General features: G+C 43.2%; 8 protein-coding genes. 4 read left to right on the top strand and 4 right to left on the bottom strand.

All coding sequences use genetic code 11. The annotated features are described in order from the left end of the window. Window positions 1–69 precede the first annotated feature (69 nt). Window positions 70–2,187, top strand: coding sequence for a TIGR00300 family protein (locus tag H6F42_RS18250; RefSeq protein WP_190400884.1), 2,118 nt, complete (start codon window positions 70–72; stop codon window positions 2,185–2,187). 210 nt (window positions 2,188–2,397) lie between these two features. On the opposite strand, the gene H6F42_RS18245 is transcribed toward H6F42_RS18250, so the two are convergent. After that, the gene (locus tag H6F42_RS18245; protein ID WP_190400796.1) at window positions 2,398–3,012 is read right to left on the bottom strand and encodes a hypothetical protein; all 615 of its coding nucleotides are present in this window, start codon (window positions 3,010–3,012) and stop codon (window positions 2,398–2,400) included. 157 nt (window positions 3,013–3,169) lie between these two features. On the opposite strand from H6F42_RS18245, the gene H6F42_RS18240 reads away from it, so the two are divergent. Together H6F42_RS18240 and H6F42_RS18235 are read left to right on the top strand one after the other, a co-directional pair. Further along, window positions 3,170–3,451: an AbrB/MazE/SpoVT family DNA-binding domain-containing protein gene (locus H6F42_RS18240; RefSeq protein WP_190400795.1), complete on the top strand. Its 282-nt coding sequence runs from the start codon at window positions 3,170–3,172 to the stop codon at window positions 3,449–3,451. Further along, complete coding sequence (locus tag H6F42_RS18235; RefSeq protein WP_199289150.1) at window positions 3,426–3,755, top strand: type II toxin-antitoxin system PemK/MazF family toxin; 330 nt, start codon at window positions 3,426–3,428, stop codon at window positions 3,753–3,755. The genes H6F42_RS18240 and H6F42_RS18235 overlap by 26 nt, the downstream gene beginning before the upstream one ends. A 31-nt stretch (window positions 3,756–3,786) precedes the next feature. Here the strand turns inward: H6F42_RS18235 and H6F42_RS18230 are convergent, their stop codons facing one another. The 3 genes from H6F42_RS18230 to H6F42_RS18220 all read right to left on the bottom strand — a co-directional run bounded on the left by H6F42_RS18230 (window position 3,787) and on the right by H6F42_RS18220 (window position 11,018). After that, entirely contained in the window at window positions 3,787–4,044 is a 258-nt protein-coding gene (locus H6F42_RS18230) for a BrnA antitoxin family protein (protein ID WP_190400793.1), read from the bottom strand. Window positions 4,045–4,240: 196 nt separating this feature from the next. Then, entirely contained in the window at window positions 4,241–9,742 is a 5,502-nt protein-coding gene (locus H6F42_RS18225; protein WP_190400792.1) for a PD40 domain-containing protein, read from the bottom strand. 358 nt (window positions 9,743–10,100) lie between these two features. Then, a complete protein-coding gene (locus H6F42_RS18220; RefSeq protein ID WP_190400791.1) occupies window positions 10,101–11,018 on the bottom strand; it encodes a histone deacetylase in 918 nt (305 codons plus the stop codon). A gap of 208 nt (window positions 11,019–11,226) precedes the next feature. Here H6F42_RS18220 and H6F42_RS18215 point away from each other — a divergent pair, with 208 nt between their 5' ends. Continuing rightward, window positions 11,227–11,976 carry an RNA methyltransferase gene (locus H6F42_RS18215; RefSeq protein ID WP_190400790.1) on the top strand — a complete coding sequence of 250 codons (750 nt, stop codon included), beginning with the start codon at window positions 11,227–11,229 and terminating at the stop codon, window positions 11,974–11,976. The last annotated feature ends 104 nt before the right edge of the window (window positions 11,977–12,080 follow it).

The following is a 12,080-nucleotide window of genomic DNA, read 5'->3' as shown; positions in this document are numbered from 1 at the left end:
GCAATTGTTAGGTAATTTTTGGTAGCTGCCAGCTTGGATGAGACAAATATTGCATTCCCCGATTTATATATGACTGCCCAACTGAATTATTTGATGTGTGCCCCTGATCACTACGATGTAGATTATGTGATCAACCCTTGGATGGAAGGCAACGTTCACAAATCTAGCCGCGATCGCGCTGTGGAGCAATGGCAAAAACTATATGGAGTCCTTAAGGGTTTAGTCAATGTGGAGCTAGTGACACCTGAGAAGGGCTGGCCAGACATGGTATTCACCGCAAACGCTGGACTCGTATTAGGTGACAAGGCAGTATTAAGCCGTTTTTTACATAAAGAGCGTCAAGGCGAAGAACCCTATTTCAAAGCTTGGTTTGAGTCTAAGGGCTTTACAGTTTACGAATTGCCCAAGGATTTGCCCTTTGAAGGTGCTGGCGATGCCTTATTCGATCGCAGTGGTGGTTGGTTATGGGCAGGCTATGGCTTCCGCTCTGAGCTTGATGCCCATCCTTATTTAGCAAAATGGCTAGATGTTGAGGTGTTGTCATTGCGTTTAATTGACAATCGCTTTTATCACCTTGATACTTGCTTCTGTCCGCTTACAGGCGGCTATCTGCTGTACTACCCTCCCGCCTTTGACTCCTACTCTAATCGCTTAATCGAGATGCGTGTGCCTGCGGACAAGCGGATTGCGATCGAAGAAGCCGATGCTGTTAACTTTGCTTGCAATGCGGTCAACGTCGATCGCAATGTGGTGATGAATAAAATCAGCGATCGCTTAAAACAACGCATTACCAATGCAGGTTTTAATGTCATCGAAACTCCTTTAACGGAGTTCCTCAAAGCAGGTGGCGCAGCAAAATGCTTAACTTTGAGAACTATTGAAGTTCCTATTACCGCAGACAGCAGTGACAAAGCCATTGAACAAGGCGGTGTCGAAGCCAGAATTGTCGAGTTGACAGGACATTTGCTAGATTCTGGCATCATCAATCGCGCCCTTGATTTGGTAACTGATAATGGTGGGAGTTTCCAAGTATTAGAATTTAATCTTGGCGAACAAAGACAAAGCACTTCTTTAGCCAGAATCCGTATTTCTGCCCCATCCCATGACCTCATGGAAACCATCATGGGTGAATTGATTGAAATCGGTGCAGTTTTACAAGATCGTGAGACCTGTGCTGCAAATCTTGAGGCAGTCTTGCAAGATGGAGTCGCTCCCGATGATTTCTATGTATCGACGATTTATCCTACCGATGCCTGTGTCGATGGCGAATGGATTCGTTGTACTAATCAGCGTATGGATGCCGCGATCGCCATTAGTCCTGATGGTAAAACGGCGACCTGTAAGCTTTTGCGTGATCTCGTCGTAGGCGATCGCGTGGTAGTTGGTTATGATGGCGTACGGACTGTGCGTAAGCCTGAAGCGAGAGACACTGCCAAGAAAGAAGAATTTTCCTTCATGGGCGCGGGTGTATCTAGCGAACGTCGTGTCGAACTCGTGGTCGAGCAAATCGCATGGGAACTACGTCAAATTCGCGATCGCGGTGGCAAATTAGTTGTCTCCTGTGGTCCTGTTGTCGTACATACTGGCGGCGCTCCTCACCTAGCTTACTTAATTCGTGAAGGCTATGTGCAGTCGATGCTTGGTGGTAATGCGATCGCTGTTCACGACATGGAGCAATCCTCGATGGGAACTTCCCTAGGTGTCGATCTTAAGCGTGGGGTGAGCGTTAAGGGCGGACATCGTCACCACTTGAAGGTGATTAACTCTGTGCGTCGCTATGGCAGCATTCACAAGGCAGTTGAAGCTGGTTTTGTGAAGACTGGCGTAATGTACGAATGTGTAAAGAATGATGTTCCCTTTGTACTGGCAGGTTCCATTCGTGATGACGGTCCTTTACCTGACACGGTAATGGATTTACTCGAAGCTCAACGCCTTTACAGCGAACAAATTCGTGGTGCAGACATGATTTTGATGCTTTCATCAATGCTCCATTCCATCGGTGTGGGTAACATGACTCCCGCAGGCGTGAAGATGGTCTGTGTCGATATCAATCCTGCGGTGGTAACTAAGCTAGCCGATCGCGGATCTGTAGAATCCGTTGGTGTTGTTACCGATGTTGGCTTGTTCTTGAGCCTACTAGTCCAGCAACTCAAAAAGCTCGATAGTCCTGTGGCGATCGCGGTTTAAGTTTCTAGAGTTGTCCCAAAAGAAAGTGGCGGTGCTTTGCGCCGCCATTCTCTTTTGGGATTTTGTTTGTGTCTTAACATGACTGATAGCTATAAAAGTGATCTGTCCGCAGCTTTCTCCTGCTTTTAATTTAAAGTATTCAATGAGGTTGGCATCTGAGGTTTCTGAAGAAGAGAAGTTGCTCATTTTTGTTTGCCTCACGCTTTATACTTATTTTTCCTCTAAAATCCCAATTAAGCTTGTTACTAAATCACTGAGATCTTCAGGTACTCGATACAAACTTACATCCTGAGTCATCTGCTTAGATTTACGATCTAATTTTGCAAATTGCCATATTTTGCCAATTGAGACAATCCCATAAAGTGTAGAGCAATCACTGATTGCTGCTATGTCCACAGCAATTAGTTCTACTGCTAGCTGCTTAAATCCCCGCTCAAGATTCTCATCCTTTGCTTCAATAATCAATAATTGCTGAGATGCTTCTAGATAGTAATCTAGGGAGCCTTTTAATTGCTCAGTGACCATTAATGGATAGGATACAAATAGCTGTGTATCGATATAATCCATAACTTCCATAAGGACGGGAGCAATCAAAAATTCGCGTCTAGCTAGTTCGCTATCAAAGGCAATTCTAAGTAAATTACGTTCTATCCGATGTTGCAAATCAGTTAAAGAAGTAATTATTTGCAAAGTTTTGGGTAAGGTGAGTTTAGCAACCTGCCATGTATAACCAAAGTATGCCAAAAGATCTTTGGGGTAATAGTTGAGTTTGAAATAATCTGAGAAGTCACAGGATGCTGGTAACTCGATCGCTTTGTGACTCATTGCTATATTTCTAAAAAGCTGACTGAATATGAGCCTATGATAGTCCACACTCCAATGAAATAGGGCGATCGCATTATTATCTTGACATCCTACTAAAAAGTAACTACTGTAATTACAGTTTGTAAATTATTTTCTCGATTGTCGCTATTTAAAGGGCATGAAAAAGCAGCCACAAGTTCAAAATATTAAATTAGTTGCGATTGGCAACTCTAAAGGCGTGAGATTGCCTAAGTCGATATTACAAAAGTATGGCTTTGCTGATGAGTTGCTTTTGGAAGAGACGGAGCGAGGGATCTTGTTGCGTAAGGTGGATGATGTGAAGTTATCTTGGGAGGAGACTTTTCGGGAAATGGCTCAGGAACGGGAAGATTGGCAAGATTTTGAAAATATTGTTTTAGATGGAATTGAGATGGATGAAGTTGCAACCCAAAAGCTATGAAATTTATTTTGCTGATCTAAATCCTACGCTTGGTGGTGAAATTAGCAAAATCCGTCCTGTGGTTGTGATTAGTCAAGATGCGATGAATTCTGCTCTAGATACTGTGGTGATTTGTCCGTTAACTTCTAAGCTGCATCCAAAATGGCGCAGTCGTTTGCAAATTAGTTGTGCTGGCTCGGATGCAGAGATTGCTGTAGATCAGATTCGTACTATTAGCAAGGTTCGTCTCAAAAATAAGATTGATGTTTTGGCTGAAGATGAGGCTGCTCAGTTAAGAAGGATTATTACGGAAATGTATGGATAGTTAGTGGTGCTGCGCGATCGCTTAGCATCTATCATTGCAAAACTTTTCCTAACTCTTCATTCTCTTTGGCTTGACGCAAGATTTCGTTAATTAGGTTTTGATATCCACTTTCTCCTGCTTTTAATTTGAAGTATTCAATGAGGTTGGCATCTAATGAGAGTGTGATACTTTGTTTGTGTGGTGAGGGTTTCATGCCAATGCGGAATTTAGCGCGATCTAAATCTGCTTGTGTTACTTGAGGATATTCATCGCGATCGTTAGAGGTTTCTGAAGAAGAGAAGTTGCTCATTTTTGGTTGCCTCACGCACATTGTAAAGCTTACCATTTACCCACATAGTTTGTAGATAATCGCTTAGATCGCCAACTGAAGAGCAGAAATTAAGATCCCCGACTTTTTTTGTAAACTTGATAAATCACTTTTGATGGCGGAGAAAAAGTCGGGGATCTGGGCATTTAAAGGTTACTTTTGATTACCGACTTAACCATTAAGAATCTTTATCCTTTTTCGCCTGTTGCCGCCATTCTTCTAACTTCTCATCGGTAAATGGATTTTTGCCCTCCGTTAGTTCCTCTAGCCATCCTTGATGTTCTGAGAAAGTATATTGATATACATAATCTCTAGCTCTAATTGAGAGCATTTTTTCAAGATTCTCTCGATAAATTTTTAAGAGAGAACTTTCAATTTCAGCAATTGAACCATTTCTATCACCTGCAAGTGCTTTTGCTATAATTCTATTTTTGTAAAAAAAGAGATTATTGGGTTCCAGATTAACGGCATTATCGCAAGCAAAAATAACCTGACTTGCTGACTTGTATAAACTGCCATTCCAGCAAAGTGTATTCCACGAATCGGCTGAGACTTGAATATTTGGATTTCGCTTGATGCCTTCCTCATAAGCAACTACAGCTCCCTTGATATCGCCTTCTCTCGCTAAGCGTTCACCTTTAGGAATAAAGTAAGGGTTAATCTCTGTTTGTGGATCGAGGGCAATACTACTATCTAATTTCTTTGCTTCCTGAAATAGTGATAGAGCAACTTCAGGTTTGCCGATCATCCCTTTAGTTCTTGCCTCGGCAACTAGGGCAGGAGCCGCCGCTTTTAGGATTTGAGGATCGCGACAAGTTGCTAGTTTTTGTCGTAAGTCTGGATTTGTAGCAATGTAGTCTTGCAACCAGTAGCAGCCAAGTCCCTTCTGACGCTCTAAATCTAAACTCCACAATTTGAGCTTTTTGTCAGCGCTTGCTGTGGCAATGGTTTTACCATCAGGACTAAAGGCTACGCTATTGATACTACTGCTATGTCCTTTGAAAGTTTGGAGTTCTTTTCCTTCCAAATTCCACAATTTGATGGTGTTGTCCCTACTACCAGAGGCAATCTTCTTTCCATCGGGACTAAAGGCGACGCTCCATACAACAGCGCTATGCCCTTTGAAAGTTTGAAGTTCTTTGCCTTCCAGATTCCACAATTTAATAGTGTTGTCAGAACTGCTAGAGGCGATAGTCTTGCCATCAGGACTAAAAGTTACGCCATAAACACTATTGCTATGCCCTTTAAAAGTTTGCAGTTCTTTGCCTTCCAGATTCCACAATTTGACAGTGTTATCCCAACTGCTAGAGGCAATCTTCTTTCCATCGGGACTAAAGGCGACGCTGATGACTCCACTGTTATGTCCTTTGAAAGTTTGGAGTTCTTTGCCTTCCAGATTCCACAACTTAATAGTATTATCATCACTTCCTGTGACAATATTTTTGCCATCAGCACTAAAGACTACACTATTAACACCACTATTATGTCCTTTAAAAGTTTGGAATTCTTTGCCTTCCAGATTCCACAATTTAATAGTGTTGTCCCAACTGCTAGAGGCAATCGTCTTGCCATCGGGACTAAAAGCTACACTATTGACTTTATCGCTATGCCCTTTTAAGCTTTGGATTTCTTTACCGTCTAAATCCCACAGTTTTACAATGTTATCCCAACTACCAGTGGCAATGATTTTACCATCAGGACTAAAAGCTATGCTACTAACACCATTACTATGCCCCTTGATAGTTGGAAGTTCTTTGGGTTCAAGATTCCACAATTTGACGGTTCTGTCAAAACTACCAGTGGCGATCACCTTGCCATTGGGACTAAAGGCAACACTCCAGATACTAGCACTATGCCCTTTGAAAGCTTGAATTTCTTTACCTTCCAGATTCCACAATTTAACGCCTCCGTTCAAATCTCCTGTAATGATAGCTTTACCATCGGGACTAAAGGCAATCCTCCAGATATCATTAATCTGCCCTTTAAAGATTTGGAGATCTCTACCTTCCAGATTCCACAATTTGACCGTATTATTACCAATAGTAGCTATCATTTTGCCATCAGGACTAAAGGCTAAGCTAGGGAAACTATCGCTATACCCTTTGAAGGTCTGAAGTTCTTTGCCTTCAAGATTCCATAACTTGACTGTTCTGTCATCACTGCCAGTAGCAATAGACTTACCATCGGGGCTAAAGGTTACACTCCAGACACTATCGCTATGCCCTTTGAAAGTTTGAAGTTCTTTGCCTTCCAGATTCCACAATTTGACGGTGCGATCAGAACTCCCTGTGGCTAAAGTACTGCCATCAGGACTAAAAGCTACGCTTGCGACCAATCCGCTATGTCCTTTTAAGGTTTGGAGTACTTTACCTTCCAAATTCCACAACTTAATAGTTGCGTCCCTACTACCAGAGGCAATCGTCTTGCCATCGGGACTAAAGGCGACGCTCCATACAATAGCGCTATGCCCTTTGAAGGTTTGGAGTTCTTTGCCTTCCAGACTCCACAATTTAATAGTGTTGTCAGAACTGCCAGAGGCGATAGTCTTGCCATCGGGACTAAAAGATATGCTTGTGACAAAACCGTTATTCCCAAGAAGACGATTTTTTTCTTGCATGGCATAGACAACTTCTTGGATAGAGGTAATTACACGGATCTTGGTATCAGGAGAGACGATCGCATTTTTTTGTAATCTCTCCCCCGTCTCCACTGCCTCAACTAAAGCCTCAAGCTGAAGATTTCCATTCAGCAACGATACCATCTTGTAACTATCAGAGATAAATTTTGAGTCAACACTACTTTTTAATGCAATAAAACTCGCAATTCCTGCACCAACTGCCATCACACTCGCCACAATCCCCACCCCAAAAGCCAACCGACTCCGACCCCTTGCCTTAAATTTCGCCGCCTCTTCATCCTTCACCGCAACACTCAGCCGATCCACAGTTTGCTTTAATGTCTCCCTAGTCTCCATTAACTCCTGCTGCAACTTCGCCATCTCAGGCGCTTGCGACGCACGGATAAACTCCGCTAAATAATCATGCACCAACTGATACCGATCCAAAGGTGACTCAGGGATTAACACCACCAAACCCGATCGCACAAAAATCTCCAACACCAAATCCAACGCCGATGTATCTCCCTGCATCTCAGTCAGCAAATCATGCAAATCCTTCTCTAACTCCACACGAGTCTTTAGTGGACGAGTCCCCCGCTCATCCGTCATCATAAACAGCAAAAACTTAGCTAAGCGCTGATTCTCCTCCCCACAATCCACAATCACATCATTCAAATATCGCTCTACTAATGTCGCCTTCGGATTCGCACCCAACAGACGATATTGCTCCAAAGTCTTGATCCCCTCCTGTTGCAACTGCGCCCCCACCACCTGAAGCTCTATTGGACGTACCTCACCTAGCTCATCCTTGAGATCATCTGCGATCGCCCCAATCAACTCAGGCTCCAAATAAAATCGAGACTTCTGAGTAAGAGTCTGAATCAGCGACTTAGCCGCCTCGACCTTGAGATTCCCCACCCGATACAACACATTCTTACTGAGAATATCTTGATCGATCGCTGCCATACTCTCAATCTGATTGCACTCCAGCAAATAATGCAGATAGTCCTCCCGCAACGACAAAACCACCTTCAGCGAAGATAGATTTTGCGAGTCATTCAGCAACTTTCCAATAAATTCAAAAAAGCGGCGACGCTCAGTAGGTTGATTGTAATAAACAAAAAAGAACTCCTCAAATTGATCAAAAATCAAAACTAAACGGAAGTTTTGCGATTCTTTTTCTCGCAGTTTCGCAATGATGCCCTCACCCCCAGCCCCTCTCCCAGAGGGCGAGGGGAGCAAGACTTCATTCTCAGATTCTTTATCTATAGACAAAGAATCTGTCTCCCCCTTTCCCCATGGGAGAGGAGGCTGGGGGGTGAGGGCTTTACTTTCCATTGGGAGAGGGGGCTGGGGGGTGAGGGGCTTCAAAGCCTTCTCTAACTCCTCTTCCCAATTTGTATAAACTCGCATAGCGATCGCGCAAACATCTCTACCCTCAAACGAAGTATGCTCCAACTTGGGGATTAATCCTGCATTCACTAACGAACTCTTGCCCACGCCAGATTTGCCATACAGCACAATCATCTTATAGCTAGGCTTAGCAATGCGCGTGATTAACTCATCAAGATCATGCTTCCGTCCCGAAGCTTCTATTTCCGTTGCCACATCAGTTTGCGATTTGCCGACCGACTTCTTACCCTGCAATCTTCCCGCACCAATAAAAGCCCGATAACCATACTGCTGCTCGATCGCAAATTGTTCTTGCTTAGTGACAAAAGCTTCAAGATATTGCTTTTGTCTAGTGTAAAGCGATCGCAATTCTATCAAAAAGGCAATATTAACCTTTGGATGTCCCGTATCTCCTAACTCTCTGGCCTCAAGCAATAATTGCAATCCTTCTCGATCATTACCAAGTCTGATTTCAGTTTCAGCGATTGTGGATAAATATAAATTGCGCCATTCTTGATTTGCTTCTGGTACTTGGGTTAAAAAAGATAAAGCCATCTTTGCCTGAGTTCTGGCAGATTCCCAGTCCTGCTTTCGGATCGCAATTTCAGCCAAATATCGATGATCTAAGGCAAGGTGATAAGCATTATGAAACTCAAGATGTAGAGGTAAGGCTTTTTGAACTAGAGATTCCATAGCATCCCAATCATCCATTCGTTTAGCCGTCATGACCAATCGCAGAATCACATCTGCTAAAAGATCAGGACGATTCGCTTTTTCAAAAAATTCGATAGAAGCTTGAAATGCTGATCTTGCTATGTTCCACTCTGGAGGACGATTTTTTTCAGCATCGGTGATTTGATAATTTAATTCGCCAATTTGATTAAGTAATAGCCCAGAACGCTCAAAATCTGCTACAAGCTGCCAATATGTCAAACTTGCTTGCAAATATTCCAGAGCTTTTTTAGGCGAACTACTTGGCGGCAGCGCATCTAAACCGCGAATAAAGTTAAGATTTGCTTGCAATTTTGGTTCAATATTCAAACCGCGATCGCTTAAATCCTTGAGTGCTATTTCTAGTTCAGAGCATTGAAGGGAACCTAGCTGATCAATCTCTCCTAACTTTTTGAAAAAAGGAATCTTACTCGGCTCAAGCACATGACTAAAGAGAGCTTCACTGCCATCATGTAGAGAAGTCAGTAACTCATCGGTATCAATGGGAAACTCTAGCGTCGTCGTCCAACTCTCAAAGTCTGGCGCAGTCCGAATAATTCGCTTATGGGTACTGTCAGAAATCCACCAAATAATCGGATAAGGACAATTATTGCGAAACATCTCACGATTGAGATTGATATCCAAAAGTGCGGCGTGTAAATCTTCCAGCTCATTTAGCCCCACAATCGACAATACTTTGGGAGTCTCCGATCGCACTTGAGCCATGATGTAGCTATAGAGATCCTTTTGCGATCGCGGCAACTTTATTTCATAAATCGCTTGGGGGTGAATTTCCTTAAGGTGAGTAATCAGGCGATCGCGCAAATCTTGATAATTACATCGGGCTAAGAGTAACTTAAACTCATCTTCATAGAGTTCTAAAGTCATCGATAGCTCTTGTAATAGCTCTTTATTATCAGATGAAATATTTTCTGAAGCCTGATTAGATGTATTGCCCATTGTTGCCTTTTCGGATTGTGATTAGAGCAAAAAGAAGTGCCTTAAATTATAGATAACTAGCGAGGCATCATTAAAATATAAAACCAAAAGCTATAGCGCAAGCGCAGCGTAAGCTACAGCTTTTAGGGTTTTATATTTTAATGATGCCCAGCTACTTAGCCGAATCTAAAAAATTGATTATATAGTTTAAACCTATATTTCGGATAATACCAAATCAAGAAAGTGTGACCACACTTTCTTAAAAAAACAAAATTTGTGGCGCACCCTGCGCGTGCGCTACAAATTTGTTTTTTTCGCTACTTACCCCCCTATTTTCTTGCACTTTAAAAACAGAAAATGGCTACGCCATTTTCTGTTTTTAAAGGCGATAGTGGCGATAAACCTCACTAGCGGCACGATGCAAGAGCGAATGCCGATAGACCAGCGATCGCATATCTTCGCAATAACCGCCCCCAATCACACTTGCCACAGGAAAACCTTGAGACACACAGGTACTCAAAACCTGCATATCGCGCCGATAGAGTCCCGCATCGGTGAGAGCCAGTTTACCAAGGCGATCGCTAATATGCGGATCAACACCCGCATCATAAAGCACCAGATCGGGCTTAAATTCCGTTAATAAATCGGGCAGATGATTGGCAAGAGTTTGTAAATAAGCATCGTCTTCCATCCCTTCAGGCAATGGAACATCGCGATCGCTGATTTGCTTAACCAAAGGGAAGTTAATCTGGCAATGCATCGAGAAGGTAAATACCTTCGCCTCATCCTGAAAAATAAGCGCTGTACCATCCCCTTGATGCACATCCAAATCAACAATTAATATCTTCTTAACTAGCCCCTCATTGAGCAGTACTCGCGAAGCGATCGCCAGATCATTAAAAATACAAAAGCCTGAACCATAGCTAGGAAAAGCATGATGGGTTCCCCCTGCGGTGTTACAAGCTAAGCCATGCTGAAGTGCAAGTCTCGCCGTTAAAAGCGATCCGCCCACGGCAATTCTAGTGCGGTAGGCAAGTTCGCGAGTCCAAGGCAACCCGATGCGGCGTTGAGCTTTGTGTTCCAGAGTGCCTTGCCAGTATGCCTCGACATATTGGCGATCGTGGACTGAAGCAATAACCTCTAAATCTGGTAATTCTGGTCGATAAAACTGTTCTGATCTGGCTACTCCATCGGCAATCAACATCTCATACAGTAGCCGAAATTTTTCCATCGGGAAGCGATGGGTATTCGCGATCGGGGCGACGTAGTTGGGATGATAGACGAGTGGTAAGTCCATTGATAATGTATTTATTTTGCTTCTGTAGCTGTAGCCATCCTAGTCATACCAAATGAAGAAATGGCTACACCATTTCTTCATTTTAAAAACCTTACTGGATTTGGTTTTTAAATCACAAAAGTGTTGCCGCACTTTCGTGATTTGGTATCAGGACATAAAACTAGAGCTATAAAATCCCAATCCATACGAATAATAATATGATCGCTATATGTCAAATCCTAGAATCGTGTTAATTGAGACGGCGGGGGCGAGAAACCTTGGCTCAGTGGCGCGAGTCATGAAAAATTTTGGATTGTCGGAACTGTGGTTAGTTAATCCGCAATGCGATCGCCTCAGCGAAGAAGCCCTACAGATGGCAGTCCATGCGCCAGAAATTTTAGAAAAAGCAAGAATCGTTGATAGTTTACCTGCCGCCTTAGTTGGTTGTCAGCGAGCGATCGCTACCGCAGGGCGCATTGACAATGGCGAATTAGCGGTTACTGATCCCCAGACAGGGCTAACTTGGTTATCGCAAGTAACCACCAGTGCGATCGTCTTTGGGGCGGAGGATCGTGGGCTAAGCAATGCCGAAATTCAACATTGCCAACAGGTAATGCGAATCCCCGTTAATCCTGATTATCCATCGCTAAATTTAGCCCAAGCCGTAGGCATTTGCTGCTATCAATGGCAACTGCTGCAAGTGAATCCCCAATGTCACGAAAATTTGACTAGCCAAATCGCGCAAGATTTGCTAAAGTCAGCACCCATAGACCTTGCCCCCCGCGAAGAGGTAGAGGCTTACTACCAGCAACTTGAAGCGATATTGCTCAAGATTGGCTATGTTTATCCACATACAGCCTTTGCTCGGTTGCAAAAGTTTCGGCATATAGGCGATCGCGCAAATCTAACTTCTGCTGAGGTGACGATGCTGCGAGGAATTTTACGCCAAGTCAATTGGGCTACAGCCCATCTTGACTGACTTCTTCAAGAAATTTGCATAGTAAATTTCTTGAAGAAAGCTTAGAGACATTACTTACTTCTAAAAAAAATTGACTAAGTCAATTTTTTGGGAAAAATCCAGAG

Source organism: Pseudanabaena sp. FACHB-1998 (genome assembly GCF_014696355.1).
Classification (GTDB): Bacteria; Cyanobacteriota; Cyanobacteriia; order Pseudanabaenales; family Pseudanabaenaceae; genus Pseudanabaena.
This window is presented reverse-complemented; position numbering and strand designations above follow the sequence as displayed.

Coding starts and splice junctions, on each gene's coding strand:
- H6F42_RS18220 (WP_190400791.1), bottom strand. CDS start 11,018: ATGGACTTACCACTCGTCTATCATCCCAACTACGTCGCCCCGATCGCG.
- H6F42_RS18235 (WP_199289150.1), top strand. CDS start 3,426: ATGAAGTTGCAACCCAAAAGCTATGAAATTTATTTTGCTGATCTAAAT.
- H6F42_RS18245 (WP_190400796.1), bottom strand. CDS start 3,012: ATGAGTCACAAAGCGATCGAGTTACCAGCATCCTGTGACTTCTCAGAT.
- H6F42_RS18240 (WP_190400795.1), top strand. CDS start 3,170: ATGAAAAAGCAGCCACAAGTTCAAAATATTAAATTAGTTGCGATTGGC.
- H6F42_RS18250 (WP_190400884.1), top strand. CDS start 70: ATGACTGCCCAACTGAATTATTTGATGTGTGCCCCTGATCACTACGAT.
- H6F42_RS18230 (WP_190400793.1), bottom strand. CDS start 4,044: ATGAGCAACTTCTCTTCTTCAGAAACCTCTAACGATCGCGATGAATAT.
- H6F42_RS18215 (WP_190400790.1), top strand. CDS start 11,227: ATGTCAAATCCTAGAATCGTGTTAATTGAGACGGCGGGGGCGAGAAAC.
- H6F42_RS18225 (WP_190400792.1), bottom strand. CDS start 9,742: ATGGGCAATACATCTAATCAGGCTTCAGAAAATATTTCATCTGATAAT.